Origin of the sequence: Duganella sp. CF458 (assembly GCF_900113115.1) — a bacterium.
Lineage (GTDB): Bacteria > Pseudomonadota > Gammaproteobacteria > Burkholderiales > Burkholderiaceae_D > Rugamonas.
The window spans coordinates 76302-97235 of sequence record NZ_FOOF01000007.1 but is presented as its reverse complement, the minus strand read 5'-3'; the positions used below and the strand labels follow the sequence as shown (position 1 = coordinate 97235).

13 protein-coding genes are annotated in these 20934 nt (G+C 61.8%); 11 read left to right on the top strand and 2 right to left on the bottom strand.

Features of this window, described 5'->3' with window-relative positions:
* Positions 1-166: 166 nt before the first annotated feature.
* The 7 genes from glnA to BM269_RS12305 all read left to right on the top strand — a co-directional run bounded on the left by glnA (position 167) and on the right by BM269_RS12305 (position 8793).
* A complete protein-coding gene (glnA, locus tag BM269_RS12335; protein WP_090437322.1) occupies positions 167-1582 on the top strand; it encodes a type I glutamate--ammonia ligase in 1416 nt (471 codons plus the stop codon).
* 99 nt (positions 1583-1681) lie between these two features.
* Complete coding sequence (locus BM269_RS12330) at positions 1682-2170, top strand: DUF4124 domain-containing protein (protein WP_090437321.1); 489 nt, start codon at positions 1682-1684, stop codon at positions 2168-2170.
* A complete protein-coding gene (glnL, locus tag BM269_RS12325) occupies positions 2167-3258 on the top strand; it encodes a nitrogen regulation protein NR(II) (protein WP_090437320.1) in 1092 nt (363 codons plus the stop codon). Before BM269_RS12330 ends, glnL begins: the two co-directional genes overlap by 4 nt.
* Positions 3259-3267: 9 nt before the next feature.
* On the top strand, positions 3268-4755 hold the full coding sequence (ntrC, locus tag BM269_RS12320) for a nitrogen regulation protein NR(I) (protein ID WP_090437319.1): 1488 nt from the start codon (positions 3268-3270) through the stop codon (positions 4753-4755).
* A 135-nt stretch (positions 4756-4890) separates the two neighbouring features.
* A complete protein-coding gene (gene corA / locus BM269_RS12315; RefSeq protein ID WP_090437318.1) occupies positions 4891-5856 on the top strand; it encodes a magnesium/cobalt transporter CorA in 966 nt (321 codons plus the stop codon).
* Between the two features lie 42 nt (positions 5857-5898).
* Positions 5899-7440 (top strand): HD domain-containing phosphohydrolase, encoded by a 1542-nt coding sequence (locus BM269_RS12310; RefSeq protein WP_090437317.1) that lies wholly within the window; start codon positions 5899-5901, stop codon positions 7438-7440.
* Positions 7441-7449: 9 nt separating this feature from the next.
* Positions 7450-8793, top strand: a complete 1344-nt coding sequence (locus BM269_RS12305; RefSeq protein WP_090437316.1) for a GAF domain-containing sensor histidine kinase — start codon at positions 7450-7452, stop codon at positions 8791-8793.
* Here the strand turns inward: BM269_RS12305 and BM269_RS12300 are convergent.
* Positions 8768-10402 carry an NAD(P)/FAD-dependent oxidoreductase gene (locus BM269_RS12300; RefSeq protein ID WP_090437315.1) on the bottom strand — a complete coding sequence of 545 codons (1635 nt, stop codon included), beginning with the start codon at positions 10400-10402 and terminating at the stop codon, positions 8768-8770. The two genes, BM269_RS12305 and BM269_RS12300, sit on opposite strands and share 26 nt — an antisense overlap.
* A gap of 562 nt (positions 10403-10964) precedes the next feature.
* Between BM269_RS12300 and BM269_RS12295 the strand changes: the two genes are divergently transcribed.
* Both BM269_RS12295 and BM269_RS12290 read left to right on the top strand, forming a co-directional pair.
* A complete protein-coding gene (locus tag BM269_RS12295; protein WP_090437314.1) occupies positions 10965-13823 on the top strand; it encodes a TonB-dependent receptor in 2859 nt (952 codons plus the stop codon).
* Between the two features lie 205 nt (positions 13824-14028).
* Complete coding sequence (locus BM269_RS12290; RefSeq protein WP_090437313.1) at positions 14029-16821, top strand: TonB-dependent receptor; 2793 nt, start codon at positions 14029-14031, stop codon at positions 16819-16821.
* A gap of 99 nt (positions 16822-16920) precedes the next feature.
* Here the strand turns inward: BM269_RS12290 and BM269_RS12285 are convergent, their stop codons facing one another.
* Positions 16921-17646, bottom strand: a complete 726-nt coding sequence (locus tag BM269_RS12285; RefSeq protein ID WP_090437312.1) for a 16S rRNA (uracil(1498)-N(3))-methyltransferase — start codon at positions 17644-17646, stop codon at positions 16921-16923.
* 126 nt (positions 17647-17772) lie between these two features.
* Between BM269_RS12285 and tkt the strand changes: the two genes are divergently transcribed.
* Complete coding sequence (tkt, locus tag BM269_RS12280; protein ID WP_090437311.1) at positions 17773-19764, top strand: transketolase; 1992 nt, start codon at positions 17773-17775, stop codon at positions 19762-19764.
* Between the two features lie 24 nt (positions 19765-19788).
* Positions 19789-20799 (top strand): type I glyceraldehyde-3-phosphate dehydrogenase, encoded by a 1011-nt coding sequence (gene gap, locus BM269_RS12275; RefSeq protein ID WP_028100703.1) that lies wholly within the window; start codon positions 19789-19791, stop codon positions 20797-20799.
* Positions 20800-20934 lie beyond the last annotated feature (135 nt).

The following is a 20934-nucleotide window of genomic DNA, read 5'->3' as shown; positions in this document are numbered from 1 at the left end:
TGCAAGAATGCACCACAACGGTGCAATAATCGGCAAGCGCACTCGCATGGTGCGTTGTTTACGTGTCGGTAGCATGGAATTACCTGGCATGATATCTGCTTAATGTACCACCAGCGTTCGCCGCACCCAAGTGGTCGCGGCAGTTTTTTCACTTAGGAGATATGTAATGGCACTGACCGCCGCAGACGTTCTGAAGATGGTACAAGAGCACGAAGTCAAGTTCGTGGACTTCCGTTTCGCCGATACCCGTGGCAAGGAACAGCACGTAACCGTGCCTGTGTCCCATTTCGACATCGACAAATTTGAATCGGGCCACGCCTTCGACGGTTCTTCCATCGCCGGCTGGAAAGGTATCGAAGCTTCCGACATGATCCTGCTGCCGGATCCAGCGACCGCCAATATCGACCCATTCTTCGAAGAAACCACCCTGTTCATGCAGTGCGACGTGATCGAACCGTCGGACGGCAAAGGTTACGACCGCGACCCGCGCTCCATCGCCAAGCGCGCTGAAGCCTACCTGAAATCCTCCGGCCTGGGCGACACCGCCTACTTCGGCCCAGAGCCGGAATTCTTCATCTTCGACTCCGTGAAGTGGAAGATCGACATGTCCGGCGCCATGGTCAAGATTGACTCCGACGAAGCTTCCTGGTCGACCGACAAGGACATCGACGGCGGCAACTCCGGCCACCGTCCAACCGTCAAAGGCGGCTATTTCCCGGTGCCTCCAGTCGACTCCTTCCAGGACATGCGTTCGGAAATGTGCCTGATCCTGGAATCGATGGGCATCCCGGTCGAAGTGCACCACCACGAAGTGGCTGGCGCCGGCCAAAATGAAATCGGCACCAAGTTCTCGACCCTGGTCGAGCGCGCCGACTGGACCCAGAACCTGAAATACGTGGTGTGGAACGTTGCCCACTCCTACGGCAAGACCGCAACCTTCATGCCTAAGCCAGTGGTTGGCGACAACGGCTCCGGCATGCACGTGCACCAGTCGATCTGGAAAGACGGCAAGAACCTGTTCGCTGGCGACGGCTATGCCGGCCTGTCCGATTTCGCGCTGTACTACATCGGCGGCATCATCAAGCACGCCAAGGCACTGAACGCGATCACCAACCCAGGCACCAACTCGTACAAGCGCCTGGTGCCAGGCTACGAAGCGCCAGTGAAACTGGCTTACTCCGCGCGTAACCGTTCGGCTTCGATCCGTATCCCGCACGTGGCCAATCCAAAAGGCCGCCGTATCGAAACCCGCTTCCCGGACCCGCTGGCCAACCCATACCTGTGCTTCGCTGCACTGATGATGGCCGGCCTGGACGGCGTGCAGAACAAGATCCACCCAGGCGAAGCAGCGTCCAAAGACCTGTACCACCTGCCGCCGGAAGAAGATGCACTGATCCCGACCGTCTGCGCATCCCTGGAAGAAGCGCTGGACCACCTGAACAAAGACCGTGAGTTCCTGACCCGCGGCGGCGTGTTCACCGATTCGATGATCGATGCCTACATCGAACTGAAGATGACCGAAGTCACCCGCATGCGCCAGACCACTCACCCGGTCGAGTTCGACATGTACTACTCCCTGTAATCAGGGTTCGATTGCCGGGATTAACTGGCAGTCAACTAAAACGCGAGGTCAGCCAGCTGCTTTCCTCGCGTTTTTTTTCGGATGTTGTATAGTCGGGGCATGAACACTCGCACTCTCGTATTACATGGGCTGGCGTTGCTGGCCGTGAGTGGCGCGGCGCAGGCGCAGCAAATTTTTCTCTGCGTGGATGCCGATGGCCGCAAGGAACTGACCGATAGCAACCGCAAGGGAAAGAATTGCAAGATGCTGGACCTGCCAGGCGCCTCGATACCCGCGCCGGGTGGTGCCCGGCGCGGCGCTGCGCCGTCCGCGCCAGCCGTAGCCCCAGCCAACTTTCCACGCGTGGACAGCTCGGAGCAGAAAGCCCGCGATGCGGACCGCCGCGCCATCCTGACCGATGAGCTCAACACCGAAAACCGTAAGCTGGCCGATTTGCGCAAGGAATTCAACAACGGCGAGCCCGAACGCCGTGCCGACGAGCGCAATGCCGCCAAGTACCAGGAGCGCGTAGCTGGCCTGAAGGACAGCATCGCGCGTGCGGAACAGAACGTGGAAGCGCTGAAGCGCGAGCTTTCCAATATCAAATGACCCCAGACAGCCCTGCCAGCATCCGGCCCGCTGAACTGGCAGGGCTGGACCTGCTGGCATCGGCCGTTGTCATTGTCGATGGCGGCGGCCATATCCTGTACCTCAACGCCGCCGGCGAAAACCTGCTGGAATCGTCCCTGAAGGCCTTGGCGCGGCAAGCGTTGGGCGGCCTGTTCGCAGCGCCGCTGGAGCTGGAAAACATCATCGCGCAGGCGCGCGAACACAAATTCTCCGACGTGCGGCAAGAGCTGGTGCTGGAGCGTGCCGGGCGCGAAGCGCTGCACCTGCACATCATCGCCAGCGCGCTCGACGAACCGGATGGCGCCGTGATGATCGAGCTGCGCGAAATCGTGCAGCAGATGAAGCAGGACCGCGAAGAGCGGCTGATGGACCAGAGCCAGGTCAACAAGGAGTTGATCCGCAACCTGGCGCACGAGATCAAGAACCCCTTGGGCGGCATCCGCGGCGCCGCGCAACTGCTGGAAATGGAACTGCCGCCGCTGCACCTGACGCAGCTGCGCGAATACACCCAGGTCATCATCAAGGAGGCGGACCGCCTGCAAACCCTGGTGGACCGCCTGCTGGCGCCGCACCGCCGGCCGCATATCGTTGGCGATGTCAACATCCACGAAGTGCTGGAGCGGGTGCGCAGCCTGATCCTGGCCGAATTCCCGGTCGGGCTCACCATCCGCCGCGACTACGACGCTTCCTTGCCCGAATTCCGCGGCGACAAGGAGCAATTGATCCAGACGGTGCTCAATATCGCCCACAATGCCGCGCAGGCGCTGGCTTCACGCATCGGGCAGGGCGATGCCGAGATTGTTTTCCGCACCCGCGTGGCGCGCCAGATGACGTTGGCGAAGGTGCGTTATGCCCTGGCATTAGATTTGCATATCATCGATAACGGACCGGGCATCCCGCCCCAGATCCGCGACCGTATCTTCTACCCGCTGGTGTCGGGCAGGGATGGCGGCAGCGGCCTGGGGTTGACGCTGGCGCAAACCTTCGTGCAGCAGCACATGGGTGTTATCGAATGCGAAAGCAGGCCTGGTCAAACGGACTTCAGAATCTTATTGCCTTTGCCTTGATCGGAATACATGAAACCAATCTGGATAGTTGACGACGACGAATCGATCCGCTGGGTGCTGGAGAAAGCCCTGGCGCGGGAGAACCTCGCCACGCGCAGCTTTGCCAATGCGCGCGATGCGGTCGCCGCGCTGGAACATGAGACGCCGCAGGTGCTGGTGTCGGACATCCGCATGCCGGGCGACTCCGGGCTCGACTTGCTGCAACTGGTGAAGCAGCGCCATCCCGGCCTGCCGGTGATCATCATTACCGCCTTCTCCGACCTCGATTCCGCCGTCGCGGCCTTCCAGGGCGGAGCGTTTGAATACCTGGCCAAGCCCTTCGATATCGACAAGGCCGTCGAGCTGATCCGCCGTGCGCTGGATGAAAGCCTGCGTGAATCGAGCATCGAATCCGGGCCGGCCGCCACGCCGGAAATCCTGGGCCAGGCACCGGCCATGCAGGAGGTGTTCCGCGCCATCGGCCGCCTGTCGCAATCGAACGTGACGGTGCTGATCACTGGCGAATCCGGCACCGGTAAGGAACTGGTGGCACGCGCGCTGCACAAGCACAGCCCGCGCGCCGAGCAGCCCTTCATCGCCATCAATACGGCGGCGATTCCGAAAGACTTGCTGGAGTCCGAACTGTTCGGCCATGAGCGCGGCGCCTTTACCGGCGCCCAGACCACGCGCCGCGGCCGATTCGAACAGGCTGAAGGCGGCACGCTGTTCATGGACGAAATCGGTGACATGCCGTTCGACCTGCAAACGCGCTTGCTGCGGGTGCTGTCGGACGGCCACTTCTATCGCGTCGGCGGCCACTCGCCGTTGAAGGCCAATGTGCGCGTGATTACGGCGACGCACCAGAACCTGGAACAGCGCGTGCGCGACGGCTTGTTCCGCGAGGACTTGTATCACCGCCTGAACGTGATCCGCCTGCGCCTGCCCAGTTTGAGGGAGCGGCGCGAGGACATTCCGATCCTGGTGCGCCACTTCCTGGTGCAAAGTGCGCGCCAGCTTGGGGTGGAGGCCAAGCGCATGAGCGATCCGACGCTGGCGTTCTTGCAGCAGCTTGAGTTGCCGGGCAATGTGCGGCAGCTGGAAAACCTGTGCAACTGGATCACGGTCATGGCGCCTGGACAGACGGTGGAGGTGAAGGACCTGCCGCTGGAACTGACGCAAGGGCAGGCAAGCGCCGCGCATGTCCCCGCGGCGGTCGCCACCGAGGCAGCGATGCCGCAGCATCACGGCAGCGTGCAGCCCCTGGCGCCGCCGCCGCTGGCCGCGTCGCCGGAAGGCTGGCTCAGCCTGCTCGAGCTGCAAGCGGCCGGCATGCTGAGCAGCGGCCAGCAGGATGTGATGGACGTGCTCGGCCGCCAGTTCGAATCCGCCCTGATCCGCACGGCGCTGAAGTACACGCATGGCCGCAAGAACGACGCCGCGATCCGCCTCGGCATCGGCCGCAACACCATCACCCGCAAGATCGCCGAACTCGGTATCGACGGCGCGAAGGACGACTAGCGCAACTTTTGTCTTTTTGGGGTCAGGAACGAAGAGGACATTTTTTTCCGACAGGAAGAGAATGTCCTTTTCGTTCCTGACCCCTAGGAGGACAAAAGTTGCTATGCTGCGGGCTTGGAAATTTGAGGAGCCTGCATGCTGATTAACTGCGTCGCCTACCAGGATGGGCGCAAGCTGGCTGATATCCCGGTGGAGGACATCAGCGATTACGTGGCGCGTGAAGACGCCTTTGTCTGGGTGGCGCTGCGCGATGCCTCGCCGGCCGAACTCGAAGTGATGCAGGAGGAGTTCGGCCTGCACGAGCTGGCGGTGGAAGACGCCGGCCGGGGCCAGCAACGTCCGAAAATCGAGGAGTACGGCGACTCCCTGTTCGTGGTCGTCAAAATGCTGGAACTGCGCGAGGACGAGCTGCACGTGGGCGAAGTCGATATCTTCGTCGGCCCCAACTACGTCCTGTCCAACCGCTCCAATTCCACCAAGGACTTCCTCGGCGTGCGTGCCCGCGCCGAGCGTGAGCCGCACCTGCTGCAGCAGGGCTCCGGCTTCGTGCTGTACGCCTTGATGGACGCCGTGGTCGATCGTTATTTCCCGATCATCGACACGCTCGAACTGGAACTGGAGAAAATCGAGGAGCGCATCTTCATCCGCGGCTCGCAGCAGGACAATATCGAGCGGCTGTACGAACTCAAGCGCAAGGTGATGACCGTGCGCCACACAGTCGCTCCCTTGCTCGATGCAATTGGCAAGCTGCACGGCGGCCGGGTGCCTGCGGTCTGCAGCAATACGCAGGAATATTTCCGCGACGTTCATGACCACTTGCTTCGCATCAATTCCGCCCTCGATACCATGCGCGAGACCATCGGCACGGCAATCCAGGTCAACCTGTCGATGGTGGCGCTGGAAGAGGGGGAAGTGAATAAGCGGCTGGCGGCGTGGGCCGCGATTTTCGCCGTGCTGACGGCGTTTGCCGGCCTGTGGGGCATGAATTTCAAGCACATGCCCGAGCTGGACTGGCGTTTCGGCTATCCGGCCGCCCTGACGTTAATGGCTGTTGTTTGCGGCGCATTGTATCGACGCTTTAAGAAGGTGGGCTGGCTGTAGCGGTATATAATTTACAATAAACAAGCTCTCGTGGGGCTGGGCATGGTTGATGACGCAATGTTGTTCGACGATGATGAGTCGCCCGCCCCGGCTGCGGCCCTCCCGCCCTGGGAAATCCTGATCGTTGACGACGAGCAAGCGGTACACCAGGTCACTGAGCTGGTGATGTCGGACTTTGAGTTCGATGGCCGCCGCGTCCACTTCTCCCATTGCTATTCCGGCAGCGAGGCGCGTGTGCGCCTGGCGCAGCCCGGCCAGTTTGCCCTGATCCTGCTCGACGTGGTGATGGAGTCGGAACATGCCGGCCTGGAGCTGGTGCGCTACATCCGCGAAGAGCTGGGCGACCGCAATGTGCGCATTGTGCTGCGCACCGGCCAGCCGGGCCAGGCGCCGCAGGCCCTGGTGCTGAAAACGTACGACATCAACGACTACCGCGAAAAAACCGAGCTGACGCACGCCAAGCTCAGCACCGTGTTCTATTCCGGCCTGCGCGCCTACCGCGACCTGATGCGGCTGGAGCGCGCCCGCCTGGGCTTGCGGCGCTCGATCGAGGCCATCACCCATGTCTGCGACTCGGACAACCTGCGCCACTTCTGTTCGGCCGTGCTGGAACAGGCCTCCGCGTTATTGGGGCGCGAAGCGGAAGGGGTATGCGCCAGCCGCATGAACGCCTACGCGGCCGCGCGCCAGCCGGGGCGCCTGCAAGTGCTGGCAGTGACCACCGCCTATGCCGAGCTGGCGCTCGAGGAAACCCTGGATCATTTGCCGGCGCCGGTGCGCGACGCCTTCGTGCGCTGCATGGCGGAGCAGGCGGACCATTACGGTCCGCTGTACTACGCCTGCTACTACCGCACGCGCGACGGCAATGAGAGCCTGCTCTACATGTCCTTCAGCGAGCCGCTGGAAGGCGAGGAGCGTGAGCTGCTTGGCCTGTTCTCGGCCAACGTCGCCATTACCTATGAAAGATTGCTGGCACGGGAGGAGCTGGAGGCGACCCAGGACGCCATCATCCATATCCTTGGCGAAGCGCTGGAGCGCCGTTCGGCGGCCGCCGGCGGCCACGTCGAGCGTGTCGGCGAGATTGCCGCCATGCTGGGCGCAGCGGTCGACATGCCCGACAACGCCGTGCGCCAGTTGCGCCAGGCTGCGCCGCTGCACGATATCGGCCATGCCGGCATCCCCGACGAGATCCTCAACCAGCCGGGTCCGCTCGATGCGGCGCAGCGCACGCGCATGCAGGGCCATAGCGATATCGGCTGGCACATGCTGTCCGGGTCGAGGCAGCCGGTGCTGCAACTGGCCGCGCGCATCGCCCACGAACATCATGAACGCTGGGATGGCGCCGGTTATCCGCAAGGCTTGCAAGGTGCCGATATCAGCCTGGTGGCGCGGATTACCGCGCTGGCCGATTTCGTCGATGCCATGGTGAGCCCGCGCAGCTATCGCCCGGCCCACACCCTGCAGCACGCACTGGATGCGGTGCGCGAGGGTAGCGGCAAGCGCTTCGACCCTGCGCTGGCCAACCTGCTGCTGCAGCACCAGGACGACTTGCAAGACCTGTATCGGCGCCACCCACCCCATTAGGAGCCTGCGATGCAACTATTCGATGCCAACGACGCGCGCACCCTGGCCGAAGCGGCGTTGCGCTCGATTACCGATTCCACCGCACGCGCCCGCGGCGACGAATTTTTCCGCGTGCTGGTGCGCGACCTGGCGGCGGCGCTGGACGTGACCTATGTGATCGCCGGCCGCGTGATCCACCTGCCGGACGGACAGGAGGGCATCCGCACGCTGGCGGTATGGGGCGGCGAAGAATTCCTGCCCAATATGGAGTACAGCCTGGAGCACACTCCCTGCCACAACGTCACCGACCAGACCATGTGCTTCCATGGCTGCAGCATCCAGCAGGATTACCCGCTAGACACTCTGCTGGTGGACATGAAGGCGGAAAGCTACGTCGGCATGCCGATGGTCGACACCGAAGGCAAGACGCTGGGCATCCTGTCGGCGATCGACACCAAGCCGATCGACGAGAACAAGCGCCTGCTGGCGCTGTCGCTGCTGTCGATCTTCACCGCGCGCGCGGCGGCCGAGCTGCAGCACCAGGACCGCGAACATCTGCTCGAAGAGAAGGTGTCGCGCCGCACCGATGCCTTGCGCGCTGCGCAGGCCAGCCTGGTGGAGCAGGAGAAGCTGGCGGCATTGGGTTCGCTGGTGGCCGGCGTGGCGCATGAGGTGAATACGCCGGTCGGGGTGGCGCTGACGGCGGCATCGGCCATGAGCAGTTATACGGCGCAACTGGTGCAGGCGCTGGAGGCGCCCAAAGTCAGCCGCTCCGACCTGGTCAACTTGGCGGCGCGCCTGAACGACGCGGCGGCGCTGATCGAGCAGAACCTGCACCGCGCAGCGGCCCTGATCGGCAACTTCAAACAGCTGGCGGTGGACCAGGGGACCGAGCATGTCAGCACGCTGGCGCTGAAGGACTATGTGCAGGGCGTGGTATCGGCGCATAGTCCCGAATTGCGCAAGGCCCGCATCAGGGTTGAAGTGGAGATGGACCACCTGCTGCGGCCGCGCCTGCCGCCCGGGAAGTTCTCGCAGGTGCTGTCCAATCTCCTGATGAACGCCGCGCGCCACGCGTATCCGGACGGGCAGGGCGGCAGCGTAACGGTGCGCGCCAGCGAGGCCGACGGCTGGCTGGACATGGATTTCATCGACCAGGGCGTGGGGCTGGCGCCCGGGGTACGGGAAAGGATTTTCGAGCCCTTCTTCACCACCAAGCGCGGACAGGGCGGTTCAGGACTGGGCATGCACATCGTCTACACGATCATGCAGCAGATGGGCGGCGCGGTGGAAGTGCACAGCAAGCCCGGGCAGGGCTGCCGCTTCCACCTGCATATGCCGTTCGAGGTCAAGACTTGTCTGCCGCCTGCATAGACAGCGCAACAGCTTCGGCCACCTTGATGCCGTCCACGCCGGCCGACAGGATGCCGCCGGCATAGCCGGCGCCTTCGCCGGCCGGGAACAGGCCGCGCGTGTTCAGGCTTTGCAGGTCGTCGTTATTGCGCTTGATGCGGATCGGCGACGAGGTGCGGGTTTCCAGGCCAGTCAGCACGGCGTCGTGCTTGAAGTAGCCTTTGACCTGCTTGTCGAAGGCCGGGAAGGCCTCGCGCAGCGCCACGACCGCGTATTCCGGCAAGATGGTGGCCAGGTCGGTCCAGGTGATGCCCGGCTTGAACGAGGGCGTTACGGCACCCACGTCGCTCGACGCGCGGCCCGCCACGAAATCGCCCATCAACTGGCCCGGCGCATTATAGTTGGAGCCGCCCAGCACATAGGCTTTCTCTTCCAGGCGGCGCTGCAGTTCGATGCCGGCCAGCGGGTGGCCCGGATAATCCTCCTCGGGGCTGATCGACACCACGATGGCGCTATTGGCGTTGCGCTCGGCGCGCGAGTATTGCGACATGCCGTTGGTGACCACGCGGCCCGGCTCCGATGCCGCCGCCACCACGGTGCCGCCCGGGCACATGCAGAAGCTGTACACGGCGCGTCCGTTGCTGGCATGGTGCACCAGCTTGTAGTCGGCAGCGCCCAGGATAGGGTGGCCGGCATTCGGCCCGAAGCGGCACTGGTCGATCAGCGATTGCGGGTGTTCGACGCGGAAGCCGATCGAGAAGGGCTTGGCTTCCACGTACACGCCGCGCTGGTACAAGGTTTCAAACGTGTCGCGCGCGCTGTGGCCGATGGCCAGCACCACATGACTGGTTTCGAGATAGTCGCCGCTGGCCAGGTGCAGGCCGCGCACCTGCCGCACGCCGCCCTCCTCGCGGATGTCGAAATCGGTCACGCGTTGCTCGAAGCGGATTTCGCCGCCCAGGGCGGTGATTTCTTCGCGCATGTTCTCCACCATCTTGACCAGGCGGAAAGTGCCGATGTGCGGCTTGCTGACGTAAATGATCTCTTCCGGTGCGCCGGATTTGACAAACTCGGTCAGCACCTTGCGGCCGTAGTGTTTGGGGTCGCTGATCTGGCTGTACAGCTTGCCGTCCGAGAAGGTGCCGGCACCGCCCTCGCCGAATTGCACGTTCGATTCGGGGTTCAGTACGCGCTTGCGCCAGAAACCGAACGTATCCTTGGTACGCTCGCGCACGGTCTTGCCGCGCTCGAGGACGATGGGTTTCAAGCCCATCTGGGCCAGGATCAGGGCGGCGAACAGGCCGCAGGGACCCATCCCGATCACCACCGGGCGCGGCTGCTTGCCGTCGGCATTGACGCCTTGGGCCACGAATTGATACGCCATTTCCGGCGAGAGCATCAGGTGCCTGTCCTCTGCACGCTTCGCCAAGATGCCGGCATCGTCCGTCGTTTCTACGTCGACCGAATAGATTAGCCAGATGTTCGACTTCTTTCGCGCATCATAGCTGCGTTTGTAGACAGTAAAGCCCAGCATTTGCTCTCGTGAAATCTGCAAGCGGGCCAGGATGGCTTGGGCCAGCTCCGCTTCTTCGTGGTTGAGGGGGAGCTTGATTTCGTTCAGTCGCAACATGGTGGTCTTTCTCTGCAAGATGGGGCGCGCAACGGGCCCAAAGGCGACATTTTACCTGCTTTCAATGGTTGTAATCACGCAACGAGATAGTGCCTGGCTACAAACGTTTACTGTACTTTGCCGGTGAAGGGTGCAATAGTTGATAAATTGCGCAGCTTGCTTATATGCAAGTGGATTAACTCAAGCAATAATTCAATTAGTTCGCCGATTAACTTGGCGGCTGTCTAATTGTCGCCGATGACTCTGGCGACTAATTCCGAATATTAATATTCACGAATTCCCACTTAATCGTTAAAAGTGGCTATGCGAATTACAAATCCCGCGCATTTCCTGCCATCACAGCGCTTTGGTGGGGAAATGCACTCATCTACGTAATCCTGCGCTGTAATGCTTTAATACTGTTGTTTTTTATCATACCGCTGGTGCTTTTATTGACATAGACAAGTTGGTCATGGTCTTATCCTACGCTGAAATCAATTGATGCAATTGGCTTCGGTATCGCCCAAAAGGCGATCATGTTTTTTTGGTTTAGTCGGGACAAACAAATATTTTAGGAACCAAAATGTTGAAAAAGACGATTCTTGTTCGCTCGCTGGCTACCGCGTTCGGCGGCGCAGCGGTGATTGCAGCAATGCCAGCCATGGCGCAGCAGTCCCCTGAGCAAAATGTTCAGCGCGTGGTGGTGACTGGCTCCCTGATCAGCCGTACTGACAAGGAAACCCCATCCCCAGTGCAAGTGCTGACCGCTGATGACCTGGCCAAGTCCGGCCTGACTTCCATTGCGGAAGTGCTGAGCAACCTGTCCGCCAATGGTCAGGGCGCACTGGGCACCGGTTTTGCCGGCGCGTTTGCTAACGGTGGTTCCGGCGTTTCGCTGCGTGGCCTGACCGTCGGCCTGACCCTGGTGCTGATCGATGGCAAGCGCATGGCGCCGTACCCGCTGTCGGACGATGCTCAGCGTCAGTTCGTCGACGTGTCGTCGATCCCGTTTGATGCCGTTGAACGCGTCGAAGTGCTGAAAGACGGCGCTTCCGCCATGTACGGTTCCGACGCGGTCTCCGGCGTGGTCAACGTGATCCTGAAGAAGACCTTCAATGGCACCAACATCAAAGTCGATGCCGGCAATTCCCAGCACGGTGGCGGCCAGAATCACAAGGTCGCCCTGACCCACGGCTTCGGTGACCTGGCAAACGATGGCTACAACGCCTTCGCCTCCCTGGAATACCGCCATGCCGACCCGATCAAGGTCTCCCAGCGTGACGACCAGATCTGGGCAAACGGCAACTGGACTTCGCGCGGCGGTATCGACCTGCGTCGCGGTGTGCCGAATGCGTCGAACTCGCGCCTGATCGCGACCAACACGCCGTTCTTCTACAACCCGACCGGCCCGGCCCTGAACGGCTCCGCAGCCAACAACCCGGCCAACTACCAGTTCCTGACCAATGATTGCGATTTCAACAAGTACCGCGCTGGCGGCTGTGCGATCCGCGACACGGTGTCGAACATTCAGCCTGAGTCCCGCAACCTGAACGTGATCGCGGGCTTCGCCAAGACCCTGGGCGAAGACTGGACCTTGAACCTGAAGGCATCCATGTTCAAGCGTGAGAGCCAGAACAACCGCGGCGTGCCTGCAACCTTCTCGCCAACTTCGTTCCTTGGCAACACCTCGCTGGTACCAGGCCAGAATCCGCAGATTGTCAACAATCTCGGCGCAACGACCTTCCCAGCCAGCTATCCGCTTAACAAGCTGGGCGCCACCGCTCGCCTGTATGGCTACATTCCTGGCATCGACCCAGCCAACTCGCGTGAAAATACCGCAACGTCGACCCGTTTTGCCGCTGACGTCAAAGGTTCGGCGATGGGCTGGGATATCGATGCGGGCGTCGGCATGACCAAGGTCAAGACCGAGATCGACTACAGTGGTTACGTCAACCGTGGCGCGCTGTACACTGCACTGAAGCGCGCTGTGAATCCGTTCAACCCACTGGGCGGCAACTCGCAGGCTGACATTGACGCGATCTCGCCGCGTTGGACCAATGAGTCGGAAAGCAAACTGAACTACGCTAACCTGGTTGCCCAGCGCGAGTTGGCACAGCTGCCAGGTGGTCCACTGAGCCTGGCAACCGGCGTCAGCGTCACCAAGAAGGAAATCAACGCGCTGCCTTCGCCGCTGCTGTCGCAGGGCGTGGTGGGCTCCGGTGAAGCGTACACCTTCGGTAAGGAAACCAACTCGGCGCTGTTCGCCGAACTCGGCGCACTGCCGATCAAGGGCCTGGAACTGGGCGCTGCTGCCCGTTACGACCACTACGACACCTACGGCAACTCGTTCACCCCGAGCGCCAAGTTCAAGTGGACTCCGGTTCCGATGGCGTCGCTGCGCGGTACTTTCGCGCGCGGCTTCCGTGCACCGAACTCGGCTGAAGTGGGGACTGCTTCGTCCTTCTTCACTTTCCACTCGATCAATGACCCGATCCTGTGCGCCAACGGCAACCCGAACACTGCCGGCAACGTGCCAAGCGCTTGCGCATTCGGTCCTGCTTTCGTCCAGGTCACCACCCCTAACCTGGAACCGGAAAAATCGAAGTCCTTCACCCTGGGCCTGGTCCTGGAGCCGATCAAGTCGCTGAGCGCCACGATCGACTACTACAACATCGAGGTGAAAAACCAGATCAACACCGCCTCCGGCGTGCCTGGCTTCGTACCGACCTATGTGCGTAACACCATCGCTCCAGTCGAGATCTCGAATGGCGACGGCACCACGTCGCAAGGCCTGCCGTCGGTGGGTACGATCGCCTACGCGACTTCGGGTTATGTGAACTCCGGCGGCACCTCGACTTCGGGTGTGGAACTGGACCTGACCTACCGCCTCAACATGGGCGAAGCCGGCAAGCTGCGTACCACGCTGTCGTTCAACCACATGATCGACTACAAGCTGGAGTCCAACGGCGTTGAGTACTCGCTGGCTGGCACCCACGGCCCATCGGTAATCTCCGGCAACACCGGTAACCCGAAGAACCGTGGCCAGCTGACCCTGTCGTGGGAAAAGGGCCCGATGACCGTGACCAGCACCACCAACTGGGTTGGCAACTACTCGGCACTGGATCCTTCGCTGCCTGACGACGAAGGCATGGATTGCGCACACGCTACCAACGTGTCGAGCCGTACCTACTTCTTCGGCGGCACCGTACCAGCAGGCTACTGCCGTATCCCATCGTTCGCGTCTACCGACCTGAACGTGACGTACAAAGTCAGCAAGAACCTGACCCTGCGCGGCTCGATCATCAACGCGTTCGACAAGGCTCCTCCAATCGACGTTGCGACCTACGGCAACTCGGGTAACCTGACTTCGTACAACGCCTCGCTGCACCAGGCTGGCGCTGTTGGCCGCTTCTTCAGCATCGGCGCGAGCTACTCCTTCTAATCGACGTTGTGGCAAACGAAAGGGACGCTTCGGCGTCCCTTTTTTTATGTTGGTTGCACGCCATAAGGCTTTGCCGATTAGCGGCTGCCTTCCTGTCGACTCCGGCACAATTCGCTTTTTTCATTATTCCTTGCCCAATTGACATGCTCTGATAAACAAGCCGCAACCGCGGCAAGTACAAAAACAGAGAGTCAAAGAGGAAACGATGATGAAAGAAACCATCCTGTCGCGCTCGGTGCGACTGATGTTCATGGCCGGCCTGGGCGTTGCAGCGCTGCCGGTGATGGCTGAGGAGAACATCCAACGGGTCGAGATCACCGGCTCTGCAATCAAGCGTGTTGCCGTTGAAGGCGCGCTGCCGGTGCAGACCCTGTCCAAGGCGCAGATCGAACAGACCGGCGCTACCACCGTGGCCGACCTGGTCGCCACGCTGCCCTCGATGCAGGGCTTTGTCACGTCGGCGGCGTCGATCAACGGCGGCGGCGGCGGCGTGCAAACCGCTTCGGTGCACGCCATCGGCACCGGCTACACGCTGGTACTGCTGAACGGGCGCCGCATCGCCCCTTACAGCTCGGGTTCGGCGGTCAACCTGGCATCGATCCCGCTGGCGGCGGTGGAGCGGGTGGAAATCCTGACCGACGGCGCCTCCGCGCTGTACGGCTCCGATGCGATTGCCGGCGTGGTCAACTTCATCCTGAAGAAAAACCAGACCGACGCCCACCTCGAGCTGACCTACAATCGTCCCACCAAGGGCAGCGCAGGCGCAACCTCCAATGTCGCCATCTCCAAGGGCTTTGGCGAGCTTGAGACCGACGGCTTCAATGTGCTGCTGGCCTACAGCCACGATACGCAGAAGGAGCTGAGCGCCAGCGACCGCCGCTTCGCCGCGCCCGGCGGCGTGCATGAATTCGGTGAAGGTGGCAAGCGCTATTCGCTGTACCAGGTGTCGGCCAATTCGATTCCGGGCAACGTCAATGCGCGCACCAGCAACGGCAATGTACTGTTCAACCCCAGCCTGATCAACACCGGCGCATGCGGCGCGCCCAACACCTTCAAGGTCGGCGACCGTTGCATGTACAACTACGGTTCGGTGGTCGAGTTGCTGCCGGAGCTGAAGCGCGACGGCTTGTTCGCTTCCACCAATATCAAGCTCAATGCCGACTGGACCTTCTTTGCCGAAGGCCTGTACTCGAAGTTCACCAGCACGGCGCGCTATGCGCCGCCGGCACAGCCGCTGTCGCTGGACATCAACTCCGCCTTGTACCAGGCCAATGTGGTGCCGGCCCTGGTCAAGCTGGGCGTCGATCCTGCCACCGTGAATTCCGCCACCATGAGCCTGCGCCTGGTCGATGCCGGCGGCCGTACCGACGACTGGAAGACCGAGGCCAAGCACCTGGCCTTCGGTGTCGAAGGACGCCTGGGCGGATGGGACCTGAACGCCTCCTTCACCCACTCGGAAACCATGGCGCAAGACCACGCGGTCTCGGGCTACACCAGCAGCGACAAGCTGGACGCCCTGATGGCATCCGGCGCCTATAACCCCTTCATCGTGCCGACGGCGGAAACCCGCGCGGCGCTGGCTTCGGCCGTGTTGCACCAGAAGCTGGACGAAACCAAGTCCAAGATCGATGTGGTGAACCTGCGCGGCTCGCGTTCGGTATTCGAAGCACCGGGCGGTTCCGCCATGCTGGCCCTGGGAGGCGACTTCCTGCGCCAGAACTACGTCTACGACCCGAGCGCGATCACGATGGGCGCCAACAGCCTGCAACCTGGCTTCACCGACAGCCCGATCGGCGGCATTTCGGGCGCGCTGCCGACCGACGCTTCGCGCAAGAACTGGGGCGCGTTTGCAGAACTGGTGGTGCCGGTGGTGAAAGGGCTGGAGCTGACCGGCGACCTGCGCTACGACAGCTACGATGCGGTGAAGGACAAGATGAACTTCGACAGCACCGGCAAGCTGATTGCTCCAGCGACCAAGGGCAATGAGGCGAGCAAGACCACCTACAAGCTGGCTGCCGCCTGGCGGCCGGCCGAAAGCGTGCTGGTACGCGGCTCCTACGGCACCGGTTTCAAGGCGCCGGTGATGACCGACATTACCAACCCGCTGCAAGGCGGCGGTTCGTCGAACGCGCACCCATGCCCGATCACCTCCGGCCCGCTGCTGCCGCTGTGTAACGGCAACTCGGAGTACAACCTGCTCAATGGCGGCAACCCTTATTCAGGCGCATCGGGCTTGAAGCCCGAGACTTCCAGGCAGGCTTCCATCGGACTGCGCGTGGAGCCTACCCGCGCGTTGTCGATCGGCTTCGATTTCTGGGACGTGAAGATCAGCGACCAGATTTCCAAGCTGCCGGAAAACGAAGTGTTCAATAATCCGGCCAAGTATATGGGCCTGTTCGTTTCCTACTACGATCCGATCCAGAAGCAGAACACCCTGGCCGCTTCGCTGACGCCGTTCAACCTGGCCAAGTCGCACTACCAGGGCATCGATTGGGACCATACGTATAAGCAGGGCAAGCTGTCGTTCAACTGGACCGGTACCTATATGAAGAAGGCTGATTTCCAGACGCTGGCGACCGATCCGGTGGAAAACAGCGTGGGCCGCTTCGACTCGTATAACACGGTGACCTTCCGCTGGATCAGCAAGGTGGTGGCGAGCTGGAAGCAATCGGATGTGCTGACCCATTCGCTGACCGGGGTGTACAAGTCGGGCTACCAGGATATGCCGATCAGCGAGGGCAACCAGGCGGTGCGCGATGAGGCGGGCAACTTCGTGGCCTTGAACCGCAAGGTGGACGATTACCTGGTGTGGGATTGGCAGACGCGTTACCGCTTCAACGCGAACCTGACCCTGACTGGTGGCATCAAGAACCTGTTCGACCGCGAGCCGCCGTTCTCGCAGCGCATTGCGGGCGGCGGCAACCAGATGGGGTTTGATGCGCGGTATACCGATCCGCTGGGGCGGCAGTTGTACCTGGTGGGGAATTACAAGTTCTAAACCGGTAGGGCGGGGTCAGGCCCGCAGCGTCTGACGCCTGGCCTGCGGCAGCCGCGTATCGGGGTCTGACCCTGCGGGTCGGACCCCGGGTTTCCGGTTTCAGATCCCGCCCCAAGCCGCAGCAAGAATCGACACTGCCGCCAGCGCCGCAGTCTCCGTCCGCAGCACCCTTGGCCCGATCGACAAGGGCAGGGCGCCATGCCGCAAAGCCTCAGCCTCCTCCTCATCGGAAAAGCCGCCTTCCGGCCCGACCATGATGCTGAGTGCCTGCGCCGGCTGGTGCCTTGCCCAGTCCGCCAGCGATGCCGTCGCGCGCGGGGTCAGGATGACGCGCTTATGCAAATCCTGGCGCGCAATCCATTCACGGAATTCCAGCGGCGGCGCCACCGGCGCCAGCCGGTTGCGCCCGCACTGTTCCGAAGCCGACACCACGATCCCATTCCAGTGCTCCAGCTTCTTCTCCGCCCGTTCGGCCGACAGCCGCACCACGCAGCGCCGCGCCGCCAGCGGCTGGATGCCTGCTACGCCCAGTTCCACCGCCTTTTCGATGATCCAGTCCATCTTGGTCCCTTCGGGCAGGGCCTGGGCCAGGGTCACGGCAAAGGGCAGTTCCACTTCGCGCGGATCGAACAGCTTGAGCTCCGCCCACGCCTTTTTCTTTTGCACTTCTGTCAACACTGCCGTATACTCCCCGCCATCGCCATTGAATATGGTGAGCGTGTCGCCCGGCTCCATGCGCACCACATTGATATGGTGGGCAACGTCGGCTGGCAGCTCCAATTGCTGGCCTGCGGCAAGGGGCTGTGGCACGTGGAAACGGGGCATATGGTCACTTGAGAAAGGTTGAATTGCACCAATTTTAAGCGTTGGTGTCACGCTCTGGTAAAATATCGGGTTCCGAAAGCGGCGTCTGCCGCAGTGCACCAAATACTCAACCTTCCTCGATACACGATGAAAACTTCGCTCCCCTTCACCAAAATGGCCAACGCAATCCGTGCGCTGGCAATGGACGCTGTGCAGAAGGCCAACTCCGGCCACCCAGGCATGCCAATGGGCATGGCCGAGATTGCAGTAGCACTGTGGAGCGGTCATCACCGCCACAACCCGACCAACCCGGCCTGGGTCAACCGCGACCGCTTCCTGCTGTCCAACGGCCACGGCTCGATGCTGCACTACGCGCTGCTGCACCTGTCGGGTTACGACCTGCCGATGGAGGAGATCAAGAACTTCCGCCAGCTGCATTCGAAGACTCCGGGCCACCCGGAAGTGGGCTACACCCCGGGCGTGGAAACCACCACCGGTCCGCTGGGCCAAGGCATCGCCAACGCAGTCGGCATGGCGCTGGCTGAATGGCTGCTGGCATCCGAATTCAACAAGCCAGGCTTCGAAGTTGTCGACCACTACACCTACGCCTTCCTGGGCGACGGCTGCCTGATGGAAGGCATCTCGCACGAGGTGTGCTCGCTGGCCGGCACCCTGGGCCTGAAAAAACTGATCGCCCTGTACGACGACAACGGCATCTCCATCGACGGCAAGGTTGAAGGCTGGTTCACCGACGACACCCCTAAGCGCTTCGAATCCTACGGCTGGAACGTGATCAAGAACGTGGACGGCCATGACGTCGCCGCGCTGTCCGCCGCCATCGAACAAGCCAAGAAATCCGACAAGCCAACCCTGGTCTGCTGCAAGACCGTCATCGGCAAGGGTTCGCCGAACCTGCAAGGCGGCGACAAGGTGCACGGTGCGCCGCTGGGCGACAAGGAAATCGCCGCGGTGCGCGAGTACATTTCCTGGGGCGCCGAGCCGTTCGACATTCCTCACGATGTGAAGGAAGCATGGGACTTCAAACAGCAAGGCGCGCAGTTCGAAGCCGGCTGGAACGAGATGTTCGCCAAGTACTCGGCCCAGTACCCGACCGAGGCCGCTGAACTGACCCGCCGCATGAAGGGCGAATTGCCAGGCAACTTCCAGGCAACCCTGGACGCCGCCATCGCCGCCTGCGTCGAGAAGAAAGAAACCATTGCCACCCGCAAGGCATCGCAGAACGCGATCCAGGCGCTGGCACCGATCCTGCCTGAATTCCTGGGCGGCTCGGCCGACCTGACCGGCTCCAACCTGACCAACTGGAAGGAATGCATCGCCGTTCGTTCCGGCGTGCCGGGCAACCACATCAACTACGGCGTGCGCGAGTTCGGCATGTCCGCCATCATGAACGGCGTCGCCCTGCACGGCGGCTACATCCCGTTCGGCGCGACCTTCCTGACCTTCGCCGACTACAGCCGCAACGCACTGCGCATGGCCGCGCTGATGAAGCAGCGTGCCCTGTTCGTGTTCACCCACGACTCGATCGGCCTGGGCGAAGACGGCCCGACCCACCAGTCGGTGGAGCACGTTTCCTCGCTGCGCCTGATCCCTAACCTGGACAACTGGCGTCCGGCCGACACCGTCGAATCGATGGTGGCATGGGGCGAATCCGTGAAGCGTGCCGACGGCCCTTCGACCCTGATCTTCTCGCGCCAGAACCTGCCGTTCATCGAGCGCTCGGCTGAAGTCCTGGCCAATGTCGCCAAAGGCGGCTACGTGCTGTCCGACGAAGCCGGCGCCAAAGCCATCATCATCGCCACCGGTTCCGAAGTGGAACTGGCCATGAAAGCGGCCGCCGAACTGAAGGCAGCCGGCACCCCGGTACGCGTGGTCTCCATGCCGTCGACCGACGTGTTCGACCGCCAGGACGCAGCCTACAAGGCATCCGTGCTGACCAAGGGCCTGCCACGCGTGGCGATTGAAGCAGGCGTCAGCGCATTCTGGTACAAGTATGTTGGCCTGGAAGGCGCCGTGGTCGGTATCGACACCTTCGGCGAATCGGCGCCGGCTGGCGTGCTGTTCAAGCACTTCGGCTTCACCGTCGACAATGTCGTGGCAAAAGTCAAAGCAGTCATCTAATTTCTATCATCAGGAGTAACGAGTATGACGATCAAAGTAGCAATCAACGGTTATGGCCGTATCGGCCGCAATGTCCTGCGTGCTTTCTACGAAGGCGGCAAAAAGCAGGACATCCAGATCGTGGCGATTAACGACCTGGGCAACGCCGAGTCGAACGCCCACCTGACCCGCTACGACACCGCCCACGGCAAGTTCCCTGGCACCGTCACGGTGGAAGGCGACAACATGATCGTGAACGGCGACTCGATCCGCGTGTTCGCACAGCGCAACCCTGCTGAAATCCCATGGGGCGAGCTGGGCGTGGACGTGGTGCTGGAGTGCACCGGCTTCTTCACCACCAAGGAAAAAGCTTCGGCCCACCTGAAAGGCGGCGCCAAGAAAGTGATCATCTCCGCACCAGGGGGCAAGGACGTTGACGCGACCGTCGTGTACGGCGTGAACCACGGCGTGCTGAAAGCTTCGGACACCGTGATCTCGAACGCATCCTGCACCACCAACTGCCTGGCCCCGCTGGTCAAGCCGCTGAACGACGCCATCGGCCTGGAAACCGGCCTGATGACCACTGTGCACGCTTACACCAACGACCAGGTGCTGACCGACGTGATGCACGAAGACCTGCGCCGCGCCCGTTCCGCCACCCAGTCCATGATCCCGACCAAGACCGGCGCCGCTGCCGCGGTTGGCCTGGTGCTGCCGGAACTGAACGGCAAGCTGGACGGCTACGCCATCCGCGTGCCGACCATCAACGTGTCGATCGTCGACCTGTCCTTCATCGCCAAGCGCGACACCACTGTTGAAGAAATCAACAAGATCATGAAGGAAGCATCGGAAGGCGCACTGAAAGGCGTGCTGACCTACCAGACCGAGCCGCTGGTCTCCGTCGACTTCAACCACAACCCGGCTTCGTCGAACTTCGACGCCACCCTGACCAAGGTGTCGGGCAAGCTGGTCAAGGTATCGTCCTGGTACGACAACGAGTGGGGCTTCAGCAACCGCATGCTGGACACCACCGTGGCACTGATGAACGCCAAGTAATCCGCACTTCGTTGTGAAAAGAGGGCGCCTGTGGGCGCCCTTTTTGTTTTTTATTCAATTAATGTTGACCGAATATAATATCTTCCTCACAATGGCGCAGCGATAAAAATATCGCGGAGACATAATCCTAGAAAA